Consider the following 21,830-nt stretch of genomic DNA (forward strand, 5'->3'; position numbering starts at 1 on the left):
TGTACAAAACAAATGGGCATAATTGTTCTAAACTTAACTGTAAGAGAAGAAACAGAAATTGCAAGGTATGGGGTGAAATTAATTAACTCGGTGGAAGGGTGATGGGTATTAACGCGCTCACGAATAATTAGGTTTAGCTAAGAAAATAGTTGAGGTTCTATATGGCTGGTACATGTACAGGCGGGACAGTGGCATGCTGGATATCGAGTCAGGTCGATGTATTAAATAATATTGCAAATAACTTGCTTCCTGTAGAGCGCTTGATTACCGGAGGAGCCTATCTTATCGGTTGCGCCTTTTTATTTAAGGGTATCTATTGTTTAAAGCAATATGGTGAACAACGAACAATGCAATCGAGTAGTACCAATGCTAAAGAACCAATAACCTATCTGTTAGTGGGTACAATGCTGATTTATTTTCCAACGACTTTTGCAACATTCATGCAATCTACTTTTGGTTATCAAAATATTCTTCAATATGCACCGGTAAACAGCGGTAATTCGACTCTTGATACATTATTTGGTAGTGGAAGTGTCGTTGGAAGGCCGTTGACTATTATTATTCAAGTCATCGGTCTGATTGCTTTTGTAAGAGGGTGGGTATTGATTGCACGCGCTGCATCTTCGGGTGGGCAACCAGGAGCAACTGGAAAGGGTTTAATGCATGTGTTTGGTGGAATTCTAGCGGTCAATATTGTAGGTACTCTTGAGATGATTAATAACACCCTGTATGGGTCATGATGCACACAGTTCTGCAATTTTTTCCAAGTGACGCATTATTTTGGGTTCAAATTGGATCTATCTAGCGCTATTGATGCAGCAATAATGAGTTAACTTGTTGGTGGGAGCAAGTCAAACTCGTTGATAGGTAAGGTATCAATTTGACGACCCTCTTAGGTGATGAGCAAGAAAGTCATAGGAACAAATCATAAGAAAACAATTTGAGCTGTAAAAAAACCGTAAAAAAATCATCACCCAATGTGATCGCAAATTTTTTAGGTTAAAATGTGCGCAACACTTCTATTTTGGTTTTCCTTTTATGTCCACATCCAATACAGAAATCGCTCAAATTCTATCAGTTAAAAAAATTTCAGGTGAATGGGCACAACACGATCTTTTTCACTCAGTACCAAAGACTGAATCTGGTGCAATTGATTTAACTAAAGCTGAGCATATCGCTGAAGGCGGGACTCATGTACTTTATCGATTTCCAGATGCGCCTTTTGTTATTAAATTAATGAAACAAAATCCCAATCCTATGGAACTTGAAGAGTTAGAGAAAAAATATGCTGTTTTATACGATTGCTTTGACAAAGATGGAAAACAACGATGCATCAGGGAACACCACATTACATGTCATGTACAACTTTCTGGAAAAGAGCCTCAAAGTGCTGCGTTATCAATCGTACCCTATGAGAAATGCTTCAAATCTAAAGTAAAATTCGATTTTAAAATAGAACCCGCGGAACTTGACATTTACTTAATGGAGCATAACCAGGACTTGTTCGATAAGGCACATAAAGCGCTTATTCAAAAAGACGAGGCTGGAGTAGATTTTGAGCTTAATGATTATGCGATCATTGATGAACGAATCGGTGCCATTTTGCAACGTTTGGATAGCGATCCCAAGCTCCGTGAAGTCATGATTGAATTTTTAGATCATTATCGTGATTTTTATCAAAAGACCAATATTATCCTGGATGCCATGGGATTTGAAAACATTCTGTTTTTTAAAGACGAACAGGGTGATTGGCAGTTTAAAGTAGGCAGTGCGATTAAGCACGATACTGGAAAATACACGCAGGAGTTATTTGATACATTACATTCTGGAAAAGAAGTAGATTTGACTGGGTTTGTTAATTTTACTCATGCTTATTTTTCACCGGCCAACATTAGGGCAGTCAATGTATGTGCCATGAAACTTGGTTTAGAGCCTGTTATTCATGATGTCACGATCGATTCAAACGATTTATTGAGAATCTCTCAAGAATTATCAGTAGGAGAACGAATGCTTGCCTATGCGCGGCATGGAGATTTTGAAAAAATGGATAAAATTCTCCAAGAACATAGGGATGAGCTTAGTTTTAATCTCAGAGATTTTTGGACATACTCGCTAATCTCTGAGGAATACATCAAGCATGGACAGCCACCAACAGCACTTAAAAATTATCTGGATACTGTGAGTCAATTACCCATTATCTTGCCTGAAAATGAGGATGATGCCAAACGGGTAGCCGACTCAAAAAAAGCCATCATAGACCAAAAAAGCATGCATGATAAAAAAATAATGCTTCACCAGGAACTCACAACTTTTGTACTTAATAAGGGGCAACTACAAAAAATAATCGATTCTGCTCATACTCCAGCTGTAAGTTATGCTTATGTCGAATCCAAAGAACAACACAAACACGAATTGGTAAAAACTTCTCTTGCTCTTGGCAAAAAAAATGGTCAATCCACAGGTACTGAAAATACCGTAGATGGTAATACGAGATTTCCAGCCTCTTCACTGAGTAAAATTGTATTTACTTATTTGGTATTACAGCTGGTTAAAGATAAGCAAATCGATTTGGATGAGCCATTACTTTCTATTCTGCAACAAGAAGGTGAGGAATATGAACGATTCAAGGTACATGGTGAATATCCTGAAAAAGCCACACAATTAACAGCGCGACATGTATTATCACATACCACAGGCTTACCTAATTGGAGCCCAGATTTATCTTCTACACTAACGTTTGATCCTAAATCAGATCTAGGTACGGGATATTCGTATTCAGGCGAAGCGTTTCTTTACTTACAAAAAGTCATTGAGACAAAAACGGGTAAAAATTTAGAGACACTGGCTAAAGAATATGTTTTTGAACCTCTAAGAATGGGTCGCTCTACGTTCCGGCCACAACCAGAAGACGACAAAAATATTGTAGTAGTTCATACCCAGCTGGAAAAATCGACTCCCATATTAGAAATAGAGCCACCACTTCATTCTGCCGCATCACTGCTTACAACGGCTAATGATTTTTCAAAATTTATGAGTGCTTGGTTGGATAGTATGGATGATCCAATAATAAAACAGGCATTTGAGCCAAAAAGTGCTTACAGTATTGCGAATACATGTGGGTTGGGTTGGCATCTTTATAAAAATAAAGATGCAGTCATTGCCTATCAATGGGGTGCAAATCCTAATACACGCTCTTTTATTGCACTAAATGTTACAGAAAAAAAAGGTGCGGTATTTTTTACAAACTCAGAAAATGGGATGAGTATTGCAACTCAAATTTTGAACTCTCCTAATTTACCTCCTATTGGTGAAATGCAAGAGCTCTTTAAATATATGAGTTTTAGTCAAAGCGATGAGCCAGGATGGCAAGAAACCATTGCAGGTAAGATTTCTGAAGATGAGGGCAGACTTGAAGAAGCGAGACATTATTTTGAAAAGGCCATTGAGCTAAGGCGTTTGGAATGGTCGAATGCAGTTCATCAAACATCCTCTCCAGGAAAAAAAGAATTTACCTCTCCATTGGAAACTTTTGTAGGAAATTATAATGATGAAGCAGAAGTCTGCCTAAGAGAAGACGGCTTGATATGTAGGCGTTTTAATATTGAAACAAAGCTTGTGCGAATATCAGAGACCGAATTTCTGCCTGAAGAGGATCCATCGTTTAAAATAAGTTTCAAAAGAGATCTCGTGGAAATCCTTTCTATCTATGGTGATCAACCCTTATTGTTTAAACATCCTTTACCAAAATCTCAACTAGAAACAGATCATGAAAAAACAGGCGGAGCAAAAGAACAACCCTTTTTAACAACCGTTGATTCAGAAAAAAAAGTGATGTTGCACGACTTGATGAAAAAAGCCTACACTCCTGGAGTATCCATTGCCACTATTTCTGATGGAACACTTTCTTGGAACGGTGCTCTTGGTATTTCTGATATGGATTCAGGAGATTGTGTTGATGAATCTACTGTATTTGAGGCGTGTTCATTGAGCAAACCATTGTTTGCTTATTTAGTATTAAAACTGATAGAAAAAGATCAACTGCCACCAGACTTCCTGACACAATCCTTGCCTGAAATAGAATATGGACGATTTAAGAGTGAGGATAAAGAAAAAGTAGTGTCTTTAACGCCACAAATGATTTTGTCGCATCAAACAGGATTGCCTAACTGGGAGCCCGGTAATAATCAACTTGAGTTCCAATTCAAACCGGGTGATAAATACCATTATTCTGGTGAAGGGTATCACTATTTACAGAAAGTAATTGAAGCAAAAGCGGGTAAAAGTCTTGAAAAGCTTGCACAAGAGTATGTGTTTACACCGCTTGGAATGAAAAACAGTCACTTTGAACGTGCTCGTTTTAAGCCAGGAACAAAATTTGCTTCTCGTCATAATGAACTAATGCAGCCCCAACCGTATAGAGACGAATCAACTGCTGCTGGGTCGCTACAAACTACCGCATATGATTATGCACAATTTGTAATGGCATTACTCAAAGAGCAAACGCTGAGAAAGACAGCAATGAAAGAGCTGGTCTCAACAGAAAAAGATGAACTAGCAAGAAAGAAAGAGATTCTTCAAGAAATAGTACAATCTGTATTTTGGGGATTAGGATGGGGTTTAGAAAAAACAAAGGAAGGAACATTGGCATTCCATTGGGGAGACACACCAGGAACGAAGGCATTTGTTGCAATAAACCCTGAAACTGGTTCAGCAATTTGTTATTTTGCTAACAGCCAAAATGGTTTATCTCTTGTCAAAGAAATAGTAACCCCTCATGTTGGTTTAACAAAAGGTCTCGATTACCTTTGTGGCAAATATGATTATACACAATATGATAAACCAGGTTATAAAGAACGACATGAAGGCTTATTGGCTGAGTCACGAGGTGATTATGTCACTGCAAAAATCCAATTGCTCAAGGCCATTGAATTGGAGCCTAAATACACTTCTGAACTGATTCTACGCATCGAATGTTATGATAGGCCAGGTTGGAAAGAGCAACAGGAAGGAATAATCGCTGAATTAAATGGTGATTATAAAACCGCCATAATCAAATTCAATCAAGCACTGGTTCAAGATTTAGACTCTGAGCAACAGATCAAAAAACACCTTGCATGGTTAAATGATTTGGATCATCCGCGTGACGTACGTAAAGAAAAATTACAGGAATATACGGGCAAGTATGGACCTCATGAAATAACACTTGAAGGAGAGTCACTCAAGCTTCAATCATTCGGGCAAAGTTATAAGCTTATTCCTGTTGGTAAGAATATTTTTTCACCAGAAAACAATCTAAATTTTCGCCTTAAATTCGATAAAGAACGAGGGCACGTTGCTTACCACTTTCTCGATCTGGCATTTCAGCCAATTATAGAGAAGAAACAAAAAGCAACTGCTCCTGCATCAAAAATGAAATGGGAAGAGGTGATGAAAAAATCCGGTATCCCAGGCATATCAGTTGTCACGGTAAATCATGAAGGAATTATTTCTCCGCCACTAGTTAAAGGCACTGTCAGCTCAACCCAATGTGGGTTATTGAAGATGTCTGTGGCTAAAACGATAGAAGAGCAAAGCAAATTCTATAAATCGTATTACATCCTTACCGAAGAAGGCTTGCTTTATTATAACAAATCGAAGGATAAACTTCATAAGCTTGAACTGGATGAATATCAGTTAGAAGAATTACGTGAAAGTTTCGCTAAAGACGAACAAATAGATATCTTGTCCGATGATCAATTAAGTGAGATTACCTCGATTACAGACCATCTTCACTCAAGCCCCTCTATGGAAGTAACTCCTGAAACAGTTTTTGGAGCCGCATCGCTTAGTAAACCCGTATTTGCCTATTTAGTATTACAATTAATAGCAGCAAATAACGCGAATGAAGCCCAACCTGGGCTAGGACAATTTAACGCCAAATTTAATTTAAAAACTCCTCTCTATGAGGTTTTTCCAGATATACTAAAAAAATTCCACAAAGAAGATGAAGATAAGGCCAAGCTTTTGACCGCAGAGATGGTATTATCCCACACGACAGGGTTACCTATTACGCATGATGGGAGCAAAGGGCTCATTGAATTTCAGTTTGACCCAGGCACAAAGTATGCCTATTCAGGTCCTGGAATTGCTTACTTGCAAGAAGTCATCGAGGCACTAACTGACTCAAATCTTGAAACACTTGCCCAAGAACACATCTTTGGGGAAAAAGCTTTAAACATGAAGCACAGCAGTTTTCATACGGATAAAAGTAAATCTCCGCAGGCAGCAAATAGTCTATATACAACGCCGAGTGATTATGCCAAATTTATAGTAGCCTGGATGAATGATGAAGAGCTACAGTATGCATTTCAACCCAATGTCTTCATGAACAATGATTATTTGCCTGGGAACTGGCCAATAGAGGCAAACATATCAGAACAGGATCGAAACCATGTGGCATGGGGTTTAGGTTTTGGACTACAAACCAATGAGCAATGTGGGTGCGGTCTTATTAAAATGATAACTGATCCGAGCCAGTTCCCCTTTGATTGCATAGAAAGCTTATTGGAGGATAGAAATGCGGTTATTTTAGTTAATGATGTGCTTTTTTATGCGGATCAAACCAGTCGAACTGTTAATAAAATTGAATTGACTGAGAGTAATCAGGATGATTTTAACAGGCTGAAAGCAAAATGTACCGAGTCTTATAAATTAGCTGAAGGGAATGAATTAAAATTAATTACCTCTGTAACAGGCCGTATTCATCTTGCAAGCAGAGCCTATCATTCTGGTGATATGAATGAATGGAGAGCGTGGGTGGCAATGAATTTAGAAGACAAGTCGGCTGTAGTTTATTTTGCCAATTCGCATAATGGACATATTCTAGCAGATTCAATCATATCTCCAGAAGTAGAGATAGATAACGTGTTTAATTACTTTTTTCAAACCTATGGATTTGCACGGAATTTTGATGAGCTAGGAGGGATAACTAATTTCCATGGGGTAAACTCCAATTGCTTAAAGAAAACTTCGCCTAAGATTGAAGAAAAACCAGATACATCAAAAGAATTAGAAAAAGGAACTACTAGTGAAGAATCAGCACCACTAACCACCTCTTTACCAAAAGCAAAAACATTAACTTTAGGATTTTTGACACCTGAAAAAAGAAGAGAAAAAAATCAACAGGATAATTATTGTGGATTTAAATCAGGGTTTCTCATAGGTAAGTCTTTTTAAACTAATTACCTAGAGTTTATCTGAATTTTAATTTCACAATCCATGAGCAACAAGCTAGTCTAAGCTCATGGAAAGGTTTTTACACACATTTTTACCTCAAATATCCCTTTTCTTACATTGGGGTAGCTGGGAAGTTACGAAGAAACTACTATTACGAATAAAAAGGTCGGGAAGACGGATTTAAATAAAAGTGTTATTACATTTTGAGATGACACCATACCTATAAGGGAGTATACGGTGATGGATGATAAAAATTGTGAGCATTGCTATCCTGAAAAACGCTGTCATGTTAGAAGGAAATTTTTTAGTATATTCGATTATTGTATATTCAATCCATTGATCTATGTTTTATCTAAAATATTTCTCCTCTCAGAGAATGATTTTTTACGATTCGATAATCTATTAAATAGGGCATCCATTAATATTTTTCAAAAATTAAATTTATTTACCAAAACCAATATCATTGATAGGAACCAATTTAATAATAGCGTACTTGCACTATGGGATGAAGCGCATACAAGGGGTTTAGAACTATACAACTTTAAGGAGTCGAACTTACATACGTTGTATTTCATGTTGGTACTCAATACAAAAAAATATTATTTTACGCAGACCCCTATCTCCCTTATTTATCAAAAAAATCAGTTTTTTGATAATGATATCAAATACGACAACAAATGGATTTTTAAAAAAAAGTTATTAAACAATAAAATACCCTGTCCTGTAGGGATGGCTTTTATTTCCAGTAAAAAAGCTTATAAGTACGGCATTAAATTAGGATTTCCTCTTGCTGTAAAACCAGTATCCGCCTCCCTAAGTATTCATGCCTTATGTAATATTCAAACACCAAAGGAATTAGAAGATGCCATTAAAATAGTAAAACAAGTTGATTTTCGCGTACTGGTTGAGCAACACATTCCTGGTAATGTATATCGGTCATTGATTATTAATGAATCATTAATAGCTTGTGTTATGCGCCAACCTGGCAGCGTTATTGGTAATGGTGTCTGTACTCTCCAAGAATTAATTGCTAAAAAAAATAAAGCTACTGGGAAAGAAGAGGGTGGCAAACTCTTGTTTAAAACCAACCCAGATACTTACTTGACGAAAAACTTAGAAGTCCAGGGAGTTACTCTTAACACGGTACTAAACAATGGACAACAAATTTTTATTTCAAAAAAAGTGACTATGGGTAGTGGTGCAAAAATTAGTAACGTTACCGATTTGATGCACCCAGAGAACAAACTGTTATTGGAAAGAGTACATAAAATGCTAAATATACCACTTACAGGCCTTGATTTTATTTGTCAGGATATTTCTCTTCCATGGCATAAGCAACAATTTGGAATTATTGAAAGCAATAGCTTTCCCTATATCGATTTGCATCTTAACCCCTCTGATGGGGAGCGAATTAATGTGTCAAGTAAAATTTGGGACTATGTATTAAATGTTTTAGGTCAAAAAAGTGGTGATGATTCGATTAAAATCGATTAAAACTCAGCGAGTTCTCTTACTTGTTTATTCACTTATTCTTTAAAAATTTCTTAGGCAAAGAGCTAAGACAATTAGACTATTATTAATAGAGCAACGCATAATATCCAGATTATTGTACTTGTTATATAAGGGTATTGATAACCCTTATAGTTTTTCCTTCGAGTAAATAAATCAATAATCAGCACAGGAACAACAGAAAAGAAAATTAATAAGATGACTAATGCTACGGATTTTGCACCTTGCTGAAAAGGCATAAGCCTTATTAAAAAGGTCAGTATAAAGTGCAAAAATTCACTCAAATAAAAGATTACCCACAAAAACCAAAAATCAAAAGTATAGATAAACCAAGAAGCAGCAAACAGTGGCAGAAGTAACTTAGCTCCTTTTATTGCCCATAGCTTTTTAAAGGATTTGATAAACTCCTCTGAAAAGAGGACGATAATAGCACCCAAAAGAACAACCAAAGCCAATAACATTTATTTGTTCCTTTTCTCAACATCGCTCAATGCTTCCTAGTGTGTATCAAGTTGCATTGATAAAGCCTCATCTTCTTATGAATGTATTCTTGACACGTTCAATTGCACGACGAATTTTTTGTTCAGGTCGAGCTCTAAATGAATTTCCATTGAAAAAATACTCTTCGCCTTCAGGAGATTGCTCAGAAAAAAAGTAATTAAACACACAACATCGAGGCGCGTCACATAGAACCGGATTAACAGCATGCCAAGATGTTCGATTTGTTTCCATCACAAGCAGGCGATTAAAAAGACTAGGGACAATAATGCGATTTTTAATTTCTTTATCCCATAGTTCATAATTTCCACCATTCTCGAGTCGCCAATTAGGAGACAGATAATAGAGTACATTTACCGTTCGATAGTGTTTTCTGTCCACATCATGCGAATTATCTAAATGAGGATTAAGACGATATCCTTTAAGTAATGTGCTAATTCCACCAGCATACTGTGATGGGTCAGGAACTTGGTTTTTAATCTCTGTTATCTCTTCAATCAAAGCAACAACTTGAGGGTCTTGAATCGCAAAATTAATATCTTGCAATAAACTGGATACATCTTTTAAGTGGCTATATTTCAACTTTAATTTTCCAGGAATATTTAATAGATGCATTTGGCTTGGTTTAGGAAAGTTAGTGTATATTCTCTCAGCAATTTCAGTTGGAAGAAGATTATCAAGTGTAAAGTGACGGGCAACTTTTATATGATGCTCAAGGAAAAATTCTTGTTTCAAGTGCTCTTTAGTTTCATTTAATCTTTTTACGATTAGATCCTTTAATTGACTTCTTATATTAATTGTCATTTTAATTTGTCTATATTTGTATACTTATTAATATAATAGTCTATTTTTTTTAAACTCCTTGAAACAATGTTCAAAAATAGCCTGCCTCATTTTTTATATGGTTTAAGGTTATAGAGGCCAGGCTTGGTTCAAATGACGAATCGGACTGTTTAATGTCCATTTTTGGTTCGATTTAATTCCATCAAGAAAGACTTTTCCTTTTCTTTTTTATATTTAAGTGGCGGTATTAAAATATTGCAATAATATGCACAGCTTTATAGTGTTGAAACACGTTCAGATGATATTTTACTTTTTTCCCATTTCTCTAAAAATTCGTTAGCCAGCGTAGTAGGATTTCCTTTTGCAGTATTAATAACAGCATCAAAGTCTATTCCTTCTGGAATATTGAGCGAAGCACGTTCTTGATTTTCAAAAAAACCAAACCGATTGGCCAGCTTACTATACTCCTCAATGGTTTTTTTAGAGCCTATGCGTGGTAAATCATCAGAGGTTAATTTCAGCCTATCATCGTTAAGTTGCAGTTTGACCACACTGTCTGAGTTAGTTACTATCTGAATTTCTTCGTCGTAACTTTGTTGTAGTACGTCAGGGTCAACAGGGTTTTCTAAAAATAATGGATCACCATTTTTATCCGTATTGGCATGTTTATTGACCATATAAAACAGTTCATTTCTTGAGAGAATATGCTCAGAAGAATCATCAAATAATTTATCTGCCGTGACTAACGTTGCTAACTGATGAAAGGGAAATAATCCTATCCGTTTATCCATAGGATTATCGATGTCCGCTTTACGATTTCGTTCTTGAATACGTTCACTTAATTTCTGCATAGGACAGTAAGCAAATACTACAGATGTGGTTAACGCTTCATTTGGATTTTCTTCACAATATTGTTGAGCACGCTTTTGAAAATACTCTAAACATTCTTTGGCACTACCATCTGGGTTTGGTACAAGATCAATAACAATGGATTCCCCAGAATTACCTTTATCGAACACCTCATCATAAAGCCTCACCATAGCATCACCAATTTCGGTAACAAGACGTAAATTTTTAGCCAGTTTGGTCCCTTCGGCCTTAAATCCCGCTTTTATTAGGACGTTTTCGAGGTTAGGAAGCGAGGGATTAGGGAATTGATGAGCCGTAATTAGATGACTTCCTTTTGATATGGTAAGAACACCTCTACCACATAATGTTAAAATTTCCTCTTCAGTCATTAGTGTTTGAAGGTTTTGTATAACATCCGATTTATCAAGTTTCTCAAACATTAATAACTTTAGATCACTCGGACTCAGATTAACAATCTTACCCACTACTTCATCAATGCTGGAAGATTTCCACCCGTGTGTTAAAACCAACTCTCTGCACAGTGATGATTTTCCTGCGGTTGATGACCCTAATAATAAAACAACATGCATGGTAAACCTCTTCAATAGGGGACAATGTGATACAGGGTAAGATATCTTGGCGTAGTTAAACTCATATTACTCTGTTCGTAGATTATACAAAAAACAGATGCTCCATTTTTTCAATTCAAACTATTTTGCAGAAAATTTACATTGAATGATCTTTTCTAAATGGTTTTTGATATGGTTATCTTGTAGGGTTTTACGTTTAATTTCGTCGATATTCTCTTCAGTCGTTGCCTGAATTGTCATTAGCATTGCAGAAGGATGTCCATCAGAGCTCGCTATCCAATAAACATATTTTCCGTCACAATAGTCTGAAGGTTCTTTTCGGTCATTCACGAAATTTAAAATATCATCTTTATGGCCCTGTGTGTTGTCCCAGAATTCTTGAACAAATTGCTCTGTAAGCCAACCGAAAATAATATCGAGATGATTTAAGTTGGCTTTTTCAAAATGTATATTCATTATGTTAATCTCTGTATATGTTTCAAAATGTTTTCTGCTACTTGTGCGGCAGACAATTGACTCACATCTAATTCTAATAAATGCGGATGCTCTATAGTGATGAGTTGCTCTGTTTGGTATACATCCTGAGGATCAATTGATTTCCATCTCACTCTTCTGGACGGTTCAGTGATACGCCTTAAATGTTCTTCTTCTGAGATGAGCCATACTAAGGCCTCATGATATAATAGTTAGCTGTAGTAAAAAACAAGATAGGCCAATTTTTGACCTATCTTATAGTTTGAATACGAGTTGAAGAGATAAAATAGCTTATGAAGATTACGTTCACGCAACTAACTGAATCACATTTTCCCCTACTTTTGAAGTGGCTTGAAGCAGAGCATGTGAAAACATGGTGGGACCAGGATGTCCATTGGACGAATGAATTGATTTCTAAAAAATATGCCAATTATGTCAAAGGGTATAAGCTAGTTCATGGTACTCCTAAATCCATTAACCCTTATATTATCTGTGTTGATGAGAAACCTGTGGGCTATATTCAACTCTATAATGCGTATGATTTTCCTCGCTCAAAATCACTTCAAGGCTTGCCTCAATGTCTTGCAGCCTTCGATGTGTTGATAGGCGAGACAGATTATTTGAACCGTGGCATTGGTGCATCTGCAATTACAGCATTCTTAAACCAATATGCGGCTTCATATACCCATATTTTTGCTGATCCTGAAAGTACCAATCTTGAGGCAATTCGATCCTATGAAAAAGCAGGTTTTAAGAAAATAGGATTACAACCAGATACAAATGAACTATGGATGATAAAACAAAAAAGTACTTACATTATCTACTTGTTTGGCCATCCTGGCACTGGGAAATATACAATTAGCCAAGAATTGCTAAAAAATGGATTTATTGTTTGCGATAATCAACTCATCAACAATCCAATTTTTGCATTGCTAAATTACGACGGCTTTAGCAAAATCCCTGAGTTTGGATGGGATGCCATAGGGCGCATTCGCACTGCTGTTTTTGATTTCATCGCTATGGAACAAAATCACAATTACGTTTTAACCAATTGCCTATATGAAAATGAAGGCGATCGGGATTGCTACATACAAGTAGAAACTATGGCATTAAAACGCAACTCGATCTTTATTCCTGTAAAATTACTTATCTCAGAAGAAGAAAATCTAAGACGTATTACAGATCCCTCTAGAAGAGCGCGATGGAAATCAGTTGATCCTCAAGACGTACATCAAAGAGAGCAACTCATTCACGTAGACCATCCACATTTGTTGGAATTAGATGTCAGCGCTTTGTCCGCAGTTCAGGCAGCAGTAAACATTTTAGAATATGCATTCAAGTTAAAAAATAATAACGGTGGAACACATGAGCAATAAATCTGATCCACTAAACATCAGATACCGCAAAGCCAATATAAATGATCTGCCTTTGATCGTGACTTTTCTCCTTGAAGATGAGCTTGGAAAAACACGAGAAAACAAGCAGTCAGTGTTAGATCAGCGCTACGTTGATGCGTTCTACAAGATAGACATTGACCCTAATCAATACTTGATGATTGTAGAAAACGACGATGAAATTATCGGGACGTGTCATTTAACGATCATGCCATCACTTACTTTTACAGGCCAAACTCGAATGCAGATTGAAGCTGTAAGGGTTTCTGAACAATTTAGAGGTCAAAAAATTGGTGAATGGATGATGAGTGCTGCAATCAATTATGGGAAATCCAAAGGCGCCTCAATTATTCAATTAACAACCAATAAAAAACGCTTAAGAGCAAAAAAATTCTATGAGAAATTGGGTTTTGAAGCTAGCCATGAAGGGATGAAATTGTATCTGGAGAAAAAACAATGAACCTACAGTTTAAAAAAGTCAATGCAAGTGATATCGATACAATTTTTGCCTGGCTTGCAGAACCTAACGTTCAAGAGTTCTGGGATAACACACAGGGGCATAAGGATGATATCTTAAATTTTATTGATGGACGTATTACACCTTCATCTTATGCAGACGGCAAGTATGTTTATTGGATAGCAAGCTGTGATGGTCATCCATTCGCAATGCTGATGACTATCCAAGAAACAGCAGAAGATCATATTGATGACATTAAATTAAATCACCTTTCAAAAACAGGCCATACTTACGGTATCGATTACATGATCGGGAATAAAAATTATTTTGGCAAAGGCTATGGCGCCCAAACATTATCAGAATTTCTTGATTTTTTCAGAAAAGACTTCGACGTATCAGCGGATACATTTATAATCGACCCTGCTAGCGATAATCCTAGAGCAAAAAAGGTCTACATGAGGGCGGGGTTTGAGCATATTGCTGACTTTGTAATGTCTGGCGATGTTTCTGGCGCTGGTAAACCACATCATTTATTGATTAGACGTTATCTGTCTGTGAATAATAATCATATCAAAGCAATTTGCCATCATTTTAACCTTGGGGCGCCCATTCAAGTGCCCACAAGAGTACACGGCGGCTTACTCCACAAAATGTGGCGTCTTGATACAGATAAAGGCTCTTATGCGGTAAAGCAGCTATCAAAAGACATTAATCTGAAAAATGAGCAAGTCATTAAAAATTATGAATTGAGCGAAAGACTTGCATCACGCTTTGTAGCCCATGACATCCCAGGCATCTGTGCAATTGCACAATCTGGCAAATATCTTTTTATGATAGACGGAACTGGTTTTCTAGTGTACCCATGGGTTAATGCAAAAGCATTAGATCAACACGCCGTTTCAGAACATCACGCCCTAAAAATAGCCACTATCCTCGCCAAAATGCACTGTCTTAATTTGGATGAACCTGAGATCACCCAGCCAGAATTTTATACTCACACAAACCAAAAGATTCTTGAACTATTTGACAAGGCTGTAAAGTTTGTGTGCCCTTTTGCTGCAAATTTACGGAAAAATCAGAAAAATATATTGGCGGCTAATGAAGCTTATCAAAATTCAATACCGACACTAAAAACACATATTATCGTCAGCCATGGTGATTTGGATCAGAAGAATGTTTTGTGGGACAGGAGCAATAATCCAATCCTAATCGACTGGGAATCTTCCTGCAAAATCAATCCCACTTATGACATTATCAACACAGCATTTTATTGGAGCGGAATTACAAGTACCTTTGACAAGGATCTCTTTTTTAAAATGATTGAGGCATACAAAAAAGCTGGTGGCGTTATCAATAAGGATCATGTTGTCGCTGCTTGTTATGGCGCTTTTAGTTGGATTGGCTGGTTGGTTTATAACATCGAACGCTCCTGTGTTTCTGGCAATTCTGAACATAAAGCCATGGGCATTGAACAAGTGAATCAAACTTTAGCCACGATTCTACGCTTACAAACCATCATGCCTGAAGTCATTAAAATTATTGAAGGTAAATTATGATCACTATTGACCTACTTAAAAACCACCCAGCGAGCATACCAAGATGCGCAGAAATATGGCATGAGGTTTTAGGTAAAATCTGGATGCCAGAGATTGGAATTGAAGAAATTGAATCTTTGTATTATGAAGAGCTGAAACCAGATATGCCACTGACTTACATTGCACTAGATGGTGAAATTCCTGTAGGTTCTTGCACATTGGAATTAAATGGTGGCATTCGGCCAGATTTAGGACCTTGGATTGGTGATTTGGTGGTTGATCAAAAATATCAAAAACAAGGGATCGGCAAGATGTTAATTGATGCCATCACAAACAAAGCCGCTGAGCTAGGATTTCACAAATTATATCTTTTTACATTTGATCCAACTATTACTGACTATTACACTCACCTAGGTTGGAAAAAAATCGGCATGGATGAGTTTAAATCGAATCCTGTAACTGTGATGGAGGTAGTGTTATGACCAACGCCGATCAACCATTCAACATCACACCTGATCTTGCGCATAAGCTCATAGCTGAGCAATTTCCAGAATATGCTCATTTACCCATTACATCAGTTGAAAAACAAGGGCATGATAATCGTACCTATCGTTTAGGGCCGGACAGGTTAATCCGCATGCCAACTGCGGAATCTTATGCTTTGAAAGTTCCTAAAGAACAAGCCTTATTACCGAAGCTAGTGTCCCACTTAACGGTCAGCATTCCTGTTCCAATTAAAATGGGTGCTGCTTCACAAGATTATCCATACCCATTCTCCATTTACAAATGGCTGGAAGGAGTGAGTATTAACCTTCTCGTTTTGAATCATGATTGCCTAGAAAAGCTTGCATTTGATTTAGTAAAGTTTTTAAAAGAGTTACAAAACATCGATGATGTCGATGGACCGGCTCCAGGCCAGCATAATTGGTGGCGTGGCGATCATGTCAGTGTTTACGATAAAGGTGCCCGAGAACAAATTTCAGAGCTATCAACTGTTATCAAAGAGGGTAAAGCGATAGATCTGTGGGAACGTGCCTGCAAGACAAAATGGGATAAACCTCCTGTATGGATTCACGGCGATTTTGCGATCGGTAATATGCTGCTTAAAAATAGCAAACTGTCCGCTATTATCGATTTTGGCGGTGTGGCTTTAGGTGATCCTGCTTGCGATCTGGTGATCGCATGGACTTTCCTTAAAGGAAAGGCACGCGACATCTTTGTCCAAGAGATGGATTTAGATGAGGACACTTGGCTTCGCGCAAAAGCCTGGACCTTATGGAAGGCAACTTTTGAATTATGCCAGATAGCAGATAAAAACAGCCCTGAGGCACTTATACAAAAAAGAATTATTGAGGATGTAATTGATGAATAAAGATTCAAATACTAAAACCCTCGACACCTATCTTGGGGAGCTATCTGGTGAAATAAACAAACTCTATGGATACGTCAAAATAGCCGGTGATAATTTTGGTGAACCAGCCATTAATTCTGGTCCATGTGGTCCATTTGCCAATGCTTTTTTCAAGCTATGGAATCTGAAATTTACTGAAAAAGTAAATATCGTGTTTATTATGGTTAAAAAATCTGAAGAGTGCTGGCACGTTCTTATACGTTTACCCAATGGGTCGCTTTATGATGGAGGCCTTGGGGTTCATAGCGAAGAAAAGTATGGCGATAAATTTGATATAGAGGACATGATTGAATATGACATAGAACTTTTAGAAAAACGTTCCTGTGGCTTAGGTCGCGAATACCCGCGTTATTGCCCCAGCTTCTCGATAAATGCCGTCGAAGATTTGATAGAAAAGTATTTGAATCTCATTGACGAAATGGAGGTACAGCATGCAAGTAGAACTAATTAAAGCCACCATAGAGCAGAAGCCATTGTTGGCGAATCTATTAGAGTTATACGCCTACGACTTCACAGAGTTTTGTGACTTTGATATTGGTGATGATGGTTTTTATGGATATGAGCGCCTGCCTTTGTATTGGACAGAGTCTACTCGCTTTCCCTATTTGATTTACGTTGACAAAAAAATAGCCGGGTTTATTTTGGTGCAAAAGGGATCCCCTATCTCGGATGATACGACGGTTTGGGATATTTCTGAATTTTTTGTCATGAAAAAATACAAGCGACAGGGTGTTGGTACTGCAGCCGTTCTTAAGATATGGGAGCAATTTAAAGGCCAATGGCAAGTCAGAGTATTAGTGGGCAATCACATAGCCTGTTCATTTTGGCTGCAGGCAATTAAAAAATTCATTTCAGTAACACCTGCTAAAACTGAGGCAACTATTAAAGGAGAGGACTGGGTTATTTACGCATTTGAATCAAAAAATAGGAGTGGCATATGAACGCTCCATTAATAAATTTATACCGCCAAGCCGAGGATTATTTTTTCAGAGGCATTTCCTCAAAATGCATGGATCCAGGCGACGGCGCTCATGCCTACATGACCGGTGGCGCCGAACTAAATTTTATTTACATTACAAAAAACACAAACGCTCTGGATAAAGTCTTAATCCAAGGAAAGGAGTTTTTCGACCAGAATACCCTTTCTTTTGATGTGATCATTCCACAAGAATTGTGCACACCTCAAATGGCAGATGTTTTAACCACAATGGGTTATCCCCAGAAAAGCAAATCAGTTTCAATGGTTGTGGATTTAGATAAATTTTCATTTGCCCAAACTGCGAGTTTAGATGATGAAACTATTATCAAAGCGAATGATGATCAATTAAATGACTGGATGATGCCATTGATAGGCGCATTTGAATCTACTTTTGAAATTTGTTCGATCTATGCAGCCACTCATGAAAATGCCTTCAAAAGGAATATTAATCTTCGCCATTTCAGCTTATACAAACAGGAAAAACCAATCGCATCAATTATCCTATCAATGCACGACAACACCATTGCAAGGATAGACGATGTGGGTACCCTGCCTGAGTTTCAAGGCAAAGGATATGCTAGCGCGCTCATGCGTTATGTGCTATCAGAAGCCAAAAGATTAGGCGCATACCATTGCTTTTTAGAATCATCCGATTCAGGGCTTGGGGTCTATCAAAAACTTGGGTTTGAACCTCTGTTTAAAAACAATATTTATTCGAGGAAAGCATGAGTGCTGATATTGGGGTACAAAGACGATGCTAACAAAACCTGGCCTTAAAGATGAAAAAATCATTGCGTGTTTACGGGATGCGTATGGATTGACTGTGGAAAAGATAGCGTTTCTGCCTCTTGGCGCTGATTTCAATACAGCTGTTTATCAGGTCACGACAAGCAGCCAAGTGGATTACTTTCTAAAGTTACGACGCGGTGAATTTATTGATGCTTCAGTTTCAGCTCCTAAATATCTTGCTGACTTGGGTATCAAGCAAGTGATCCCGCCTCTTGCAACCAAGACAAGGCAACTTTGGACAAGCTTGGCATCCTTCAAGGCGATTCTCTACCCTTATGTCGAGGGTCGTAATGGCGTAGAAGCCAAACTATCAGAAGATCAGTGGGTTCAATTTGGGGCGGCCATTAAAAAGCTTCACAGCACCGATATTCCAAACGCCCTAACAAGTGGCACACCACGGGAAGTATTTTCTTCCAAATGGCGAGAAACCGTCAAAGCATTTCTTATGCGCATTGAAAATGAGGTTTTTGAAGAGCCTGTTGCTGTAAAAATGGCATTGTTCCTGAAATCCAAAAGTAGCGAAATACTTAAACTTGTTGAGCGCGCTGAAAAGCTTGCGGCAACGATCCAAAAACAGCCCCTCGAATATATTTTATGCCATGCAGATATCCATGGCTGGAACTTGATTGTTGATAAAGAAGGAGCCCTTTATATTGTTGACTGGGATACCCTCATCTTTGCCCCCAAAGAACGTGATTTGATGTTTGTCGGCGCTGGTATTTGGGACAGCGGTCTAACCGCGACTGAAGAGGAATCACTATTTTATCAGGGCTATGGCCAAACAAAGATAAATCAGGATGCCATTTGCTACTATCGTTTTGAACGTATTATTCAGGACATCGGCGACTATTGTGAATACATCTTTCTGTCTGATGAAGGAGGTGACGACAGGATGCAATGCTTTGAACACTTACAGCCCGTTTTTCTTCCGAATGGTGCAATAGAGAGAGCTTGTCAGTCCGACAAGACGAGGGAGATTTTATGAAATTATATTTTATAGGTGGTGCCAGTGGCAGTGGTAAAACGGCAGTAATGCCCAATTTAAAAGAACTTTTGGGAGATAGTATCGCTGTTTATGATTTTGACGATATTGGTGTACCCGACGCTGCTGATAAAAAATGGCGCCAAGAATCCACCGAGAAGTGGCTACAAAAATTATTTAGCGATGGCAAAGATGCCTGCTTGCTTGGTCAAATTGTTTTAGGGGAAATACTGGCATGCCCTTCCGCAAAACAGATAGATAAAGTCAATTTCTGTCTTTTGGATGTGAGCGATTTCGAACGTATTCAACGCCTCAAAAAACGTAATACTTATGGCCTTGATCAAAACATGTTGAATTGGTCGTCTTGGCTTCGCATGCATCACCAAGACCCACAGTGGATGCAGCATGTGCTACTCGATGATTGTTGGCATGGACTGGATTTTAGTGTTTTGGGTCAACTTGTGACTTGGAATAGCAAAGCATTTGTTAAAGCCTTGGACACAACAAGATTGACAATAAATCAGGTTGCGGAGTCTATCGCTAATTGGATTAATCAGAAAAATAGTCATAATGGAGAGCCAATACCAAACAGCACATACAAAGTAATCGTAGATCACAACCCCAGTCAGGCTGATAATGATGCTTTGGTGGAAGGACTTGTTGTTCATTATGAACGCCTAATAGTCGAGCCAAGAGACAAAGAGTTTTCAGTGTTTTTAAAAAATGACTTGGGCGAGATTTTCGGCGGCATACAAGCGCATTTTGATACCGAGCAAGTATATGTTGAAGTGTTATGGGTTGATGAAAAACTCAGAAAACAAGGTTATGGTACAAAATTAATAAATGCAGCAGAGCAAGAAGCTGTTAAGCATGGCTGTGTTTTTTCTATAACTGATACATGGTCCTTTCAAGCGGAAGAATTTTATTTGAAGAATGGTTATGAACCTATGGGCGAGATAAAAAAATATTGGCGTGAACATTCAAGAATTTTTCTTAGGAAGGCATTATGAGCTTCGATATCGTTATCAGCAGTGAAAAAGAAACGCAGTTTGTAGATGATGAAATTGTTGCCTTCAATAAAAGCCACGCTCCGTTTACACAGGACAACGATTTTGTGAGTTTAAATTTTCACATCAAGAATGAGAACGGCCTTGTAATAGCCGGGATCAACTCATTAATGTATTGCTGGGGCATGCTCTATATTGATGTTTTGTTTGTTGATGAGCGTCATCGTGGTCAACAACTTGGAAACCTTTTGCTGAGAAAGGTTGAGGCTGAAGCCAAATCAATGGGGGCTAGTCTTTCGCATTTAGATACATTTGATTGGCAGGCTAAGGATTTTTATTTGAAACAAGGATACGAGGTGTTTGGTATTCTTGAAGGTTGCCCAGAGGGGCATAAACGATATTACCTGAAAAAGGTTTTGTAGATGATACCAGACAATCGAGACTCAATAAAAAAAGGCGATACGATTGGCCTCATTGCCCCGTCAAGCCCACTTTCTCCAGGACTGCTTGAAGCCTCAATTGCTTACTTTGAAAAAGAAGGATTTAAAATAAAAATTGGTAAAAATATTCAAAAGGCTGAGCTTTTTTCTGCGGGAACAGATGAGCAGCGTGCTGACGATATCATGAATTTTTTCAAAGACTCGGATGTGTCAGCTATAATCACGACTAATGGTGGCACCTGCTCTATTAGAACCTTGCCTTTGCTAGACTATGATGTTATTCGCAAGAACCCTAAACCAATAATCGGCTATAGTGACGCTACGGCTTTGCAGCTAGGGATATATTTTAAAACTGGGGGCATATCTTTTACAGGTTTCAATTGCAGTGATATCAAAGAGGGAGCAATAGATCGTAGGATATTAAGTACTTTAACACACTGTTTAAATGAAGAAAGCTATTCCATTCATGGAGGAGCAACCATTAATCATGGTAGCGTTACAGCACCTCTGATCGGTGGAAATTTAATGTGTTTGCTAAATCTCATGGGTACACCTTATCAACCAGATTTTTCTAATAAGATATTATTGATTGAGGATGTAGGAATTGAGCCTTACATTGTGGAAGGAATGTTTTCGCAATTGTATGTTGCAGGGATATTAAACAATTTATCAGGTGTTGTTATTGGAACTTTCACTGAATGTACAGCCCGGCATTTTTCAGCCCAAGCTGGCACAACAGAAGATATTATTGATTTTTGGTGTAAGCGAATTAATGTGCCATGTATAAGGAATTTTTCATATGGCCATATAGAAAGCAGGTATGTTGTACCGATTGGGCAGATGGCAACATTAGATGCGACAAATTGCAAATTGGATATCCATTTTGACAAATAAACAACACTCACATGATCAAATAAT

19 protein-coding genes are annotated in these 21,830 nt (G+C 37.8%); 15 read left to right on the plus strand and 4 right to left on the minus strand.

Going from position 1 to position 21,830, the window contains the following annotated elements:
* The first annotated feature begins 161 nt into the window (after window positions 1–161).
* The 3 genes from AB3348_RS11195 to AB3348_RS11205 all read left to right on the plus strand — a co-directional run bounded on the left by AB3348_RS11195 (window position 162) and on the right by AB3348_RS11205 (window position 8,709).
* Window positions 162–740 carry a hypothetical protein gene (locus AB3348_RS11195; protein ID WP_045096630.1) on the plus strand — a complete coding sequence of 193 codons (579 nt, stop codon included), beginning with the start codon at window positions 162–164 and terminating at the stop codon, window positions 738–740.
* Window positions 741–1,038: 298 nt separating this feature from the next.
* Window positions 1,039–7,215: a serine hydrolase domain-containing protein gene (locus AB3348_RS11200; RefSeq protein ID WP_367607695.1), complete on the plus strand. Its 6,177-nt coding sequence runs from the start codon at window positions 1,039–1,041 to the stop codon at window positions 7,213–7,215.
* Between the two features lie 240 nt (window positions 7,216–7,455).
* Window positions 7,456–8,709 carry a hypothetical protein gene (locus AB3348_RS11205; RefSeq protein ID WP_367607736.1) on the plus strand — a complete coding sequence of 418 codons (1,254 nt, stop codon included), beginning with the start codon at window positions 7,456–7,458 and terminating at the stop codon, window positions 8,707–8,709.
* A 71-nt stretch (window positions 8,710–8,780) separates the two neighbouring features.
* Here AB3348_RS11205 and AB3348_RS11210 read toward each other — a convergent pair whose 3' ends face one another.
* The 4 genes from AB3348_RS11210 to AB3348_RS11225 form a co-directional block, all read right to left on the minus strand.
* A complete protein-coding gene (locus AB3348_RS11210; protein WP_058491773.1) occupies window positions 8,781–9,185 on the minus strand; it encodes a hypothetical protein in 405 nt (134 codons plus the stop codon).
* Window positions 9,186–9,252: 67 nt separating this feature from the next.
* Window positions 9,253–10,026: a 2OG-Fe(II) oxygenase gene (locus tag AB3348_RS11215; protein ID WP_367607696.1), complete on the minus strand. Its 774-nt coding sequence runs from the start codon at window positions 10,024–10,026 to the stop codon at window positions 9,253–9,255.
* Between the two features lie 254 nt (window positions 10,027–10,280).
* Window positions 10,281–11,444, minus strand: a complete 1,164-nt coding sequence (locus tag AB3348_RS11220; RefSeq protein ID WP_367607697.1) for a hypothetical protein — start codon at window positions 11,442–11,444, stop codon at window positions 10,281–10,283.
* 120 nt (window positions 11,445–11,564) lie between these two features.
* Window positions 11,565–11,900: a hypothetical protein gene (locus tag AB3348_RS11225; protein ID WP_367607698.1), complete on the minus strand. Its 336-nt coding sequence runs from the start codon at window positions 11,898–11,900 to the stop codon at window positions 11,565–11,567.
* A gap of 311 nt (window positions 11,901–12,211) precedes the next feature.
* On the opposite strand from AB3348_RS11225, the gene AB3348_RS11230 reads away from it, so the two are divergent.
* The 12 genes from AB3348_RS11230 to AB3348_RS11285 are packed head-to-tail and all read left to right on the plus strand — an operon-like array spanning window position 12,212 to window position 21,806.
* Window positions 12,212–13,294, plus strand: coding sequence for a GNAT family N-acetyltransferase (locus AB3348_RS11230; protein WP_367607699.1), 1,083 nt, complete (start codon window positions 12,212–12,214; stop codon window positions 13,292–13,294).
* On the plus strand, window positions 13,284–13,772 hold the full coding sequence (locus AB3348_RS11235; protein WP_045096624.1) for a GNAT family N-acetyltransferase: 489 nt from the start codon (window positions 13,284–13,286) through the stop codon (window positions 13,770–13,772). The genes AB3348_RS11230 and AB3348_RS11235 overlap by 11 nt, the downstream gene beginning before the upstream one ends.
* The gene (locus AB3348_RS11240) at window positions 13,769–15,325 is read left to right on the plus strand and encodes a GNAT family N-acetyltransferase (RefSeq protein WP_367607700.1); all 1,557 of its coding nucleotides are present in this window, start codon (window positions 13,769–13,771) and stop codon (window positions 15,323–15,325) included. The genes AB3348_RS11235 and AB3348_RS11240 overlap by 4 nt, the downstream gene beginning before the upstream one ends.
* Complete coding sequence (locus AB3348_RS11245; RefSeq protein ID WP_367607701.1) at window positions 15,322–15,786, plus strand: GNAT family N-acetyltransferase; 465 nt, start codon at window positions 15,322–15,324, stop codon at window positions 15,784–15,786. The genes AB3348_RS11240 and AB3348_RS11245 overlap by 4 nt, the downstream gene beginning before the upstream one ends.
* Entirely contained in the window at window positions 15,783–16,676 is an 894-nt protein-coding gene (locus tag AB3348_RS11250; protein WP_367607702.1) for an aminoglycoside phosphotransferase family protein, read from the plus strand. The genes AB3348_RS11245 and AB3348_RS11250 overlap by 4 nt, the downstream gene beginning before the upstream one ends.
* On the plus strand, window positions 16,669–17,166 hold the full coding sequence (locus AB3348_RS11255) for a hypothetical protein (RefSeq protein WP_367607703.1): 498 nt from the start codon (window positions 16,669–16,671) through the stop codon (window positions 17,164–17,166). The genes AB3348_RS11250 and AB3348_RS11255 overlap by 8 nt, the downstream gene beginning before the upstream one ends.
* On the plus strand, window positions 17,147–17,656 hold the full coding sequence (locus AB3348_RS11260; RefSeq protein ID WP_058491807.1) for a GNAT family N-acetyltransferase: 510 nt from the start codon (window positions 17,147–17,149) through the stop codon (window positions 17,654–17,656). Before AB3348_RS11255 ends, AB3348_RS11260 begins: the two co-directional genes overlap by 20 nt.
* Window positions 17,653–18,423: a GNAT family N-acetyltransferase gene (locus AB3348_RS11265; RefSeq protein ID WP_367607704.1), complete on the plus strand. Its 771-nt coding sequence runs from the start codon at window positions 17,653–17,655 to the stop codon at window positions 18,421–18,423. Before AB3348_RS11260 ends, AB3348_RS11265 begins: the two co-directional genes overlap by 4 nt.
* 25 nt (window positions 18,424–18,448) lie before the next feature.
* Complete coding sequence (locus tag AB3348_RS11270; protein WP_367607705.1) at window positions 18,449–19,468, plus strand: phosphotransferase; 1,020 nt, start codon at window positions 18,449–18,451, stop codon at window positions 19,466–19,468.
* Window positions 19,465–20,475 (plus strand): GNAT family N-acetyltransferase, encoded by a 1,011-nt coding sequence (locus AB3348_RS11275; RefSeq protein ID WP_367607706.1) that lies wholly within the window; start codon window positions 19,465–19,467, stop codon window positions 20,473–20,475. Before AB3348_RS11270 ends, AB3348_RS11275 begins: the two co-directional genes overlap by 4 nt.
* A complete protein-coding gene (locus AB3348_RS11280) occupies window positions 20,472–20,894 on the plus strand; it encodes a GNAT family N-acetyltransferase (protein WP_367607707.1) in 423 nt (140 codons plus the stop codon). Before AB3348_RS11275 ends, AB3348_RS11280 begins: the two co-directional genes overlap by 4 nt.
* Window positions 20,895–21,806: an LD-carboxypeptidase gene (locus AB3348_RS11285; protein ID WP_367607708.1), complete on the plus strand. Its 912-nt coding sequence runs from the start codon at window positions 20,895–20,897 to the stop codon at window positions 21,804–21,806. It abuts the gene before it with no gap.
* Window positions 21,807–21,830: the final 24 nt, after the last annotated feature.

Origin of the sequence: Legionella sp. W05-934-2 (assembly GCF_964199965.1) — a bacterium.
Taxonomy (GTDB): domain Bacteria; phylum Pseudomonadota; class Gammaproteobacteria; order Legionellales; family Legionellaceae; genus JAFIFT01.

Coding starts and splice junctions, on each gene's coding strand:
- AB3348_RS11195 (WP_045096630.1), top strand. CDS start 162: ATGGCTGGTACATGTACAGGCGGGACAGTGGCATGCTGGATATCGAGT.
- AB3348_RS11200 (WP_367607695.1), top strand. CDS start 1,039: ATGTCCACATCCAATACAGAAATCGCTCAAATTCTATCAGTTAAAAAA.
- AB3348_RS11205 (WP_367607736.1), top strand. CDS start 7,456: ATGGATGATAAAAATTGTGAGCATTGCTATCCTGAAAAACGCTGTCAT.
- AB3348_RS11210 (WP_058491773.1), bottom strand. CDS start 9,185: ATGTTATTGGCTTTGGTTGTTCTTTTGGGTGCTATTATCGTCCTCTTT.
- AB3348_RS11215 (WP_367607696.1), bottom strand. CDS start 10,026: ATGACAATTAATATAAGAAGTCAATTAAAGGATCTAATCGTAAAAAGA.
- AB3348_RS11220 (WP_367607697.1), bottom strand. CDS start 11,444: ATGCATGTTGTTTTATTATTAGGGTCATCAACCGCAGGAAAATCATCA.
- AB3348_RS11225 (WP_367607698.1), bottom strand. CDS start 11,900: ATGAATATACATTTTGAAAAAGCCAACTTAAATCATCTCGATATTATT.
- AB3348_RS11230 (WP_367607699.1), top strand. CDS start 12,212: ATGAAGATTACGTTCACGCAACTAACTGAATCACATTTTCCCCTACTT.
- AB3348_RS11235 (WP_045096624.1), top strand. CDS start 13,284: ATGAGCAATAAATCTGATCCACTAAACATCAGATACCGCAAAGCCAAT.
- AB3348_RS11240 (WP_367607700.1), top strand. CDS start 13,769: ATGAACCTACAGTTTAAAAAAGTCAATGCAAGTGATATCGATACAATT.
- AB3348_RS11245 (WP_367607701.1), top strand. CDS start 15,322: ATGATCACTATTGACCTACTTAAAAACCACCCAGCGAGCATACCAAGA.
- AB3348_RS11250 (WP_367607702.1), top strand. CDS start 15,783: ATGACCAACGCCGATCAACCATTCAACATCACACCTGATCTTGCGCAT.
- AB3348_RS11255 (WP_367607703.1), top strand. CDS start 16,669: ATGAATAAAGATTCAAATACTAAAACCCTCGACACCTATCTTGGGGAG.
- AB3348_RS11260 (WP_058491807.1), top strand. CDS start 17,147: ATGCAAGTAGAACTAATTAAAGCCACCATAGAGCAGAAGCCATTGTTG.
- AB3348_RS11265 (WP_367607704.1), top strand. CDS start 17,653: ATGAACGCTCCATTAATAAATTTATACCGCCAAGCCGAGGATTATTTT.
- AB3348_RS11270 (WP_367607705.1), top strand. CDS start 18,449: ATGCTAACAAAACCTGGCCTTAAAGATGAAAAAATCATTGCGTGTTTA.
- AB3348_RS11275 (WP_367607706.1), top strand. CDS start 19,465: ATGAAATTATATTTTATAGGTGGTGCCAGTGGCAGTGGTAAAACGGCA.
- AB3348_RS11280 (WP_367607707.1), top strand. CDS start 20,472: ATGAGCTTCGATATCGTTATCAGCAGTGAAAAAGAAACGCAGTTTGTA.
- AB3348_RS11285 (WP_367607708.1), top strand. CDS start 20,895: ATGATACCAGACAATCGAGACTCAATAAAAAAAGGCGATACGATTGGC.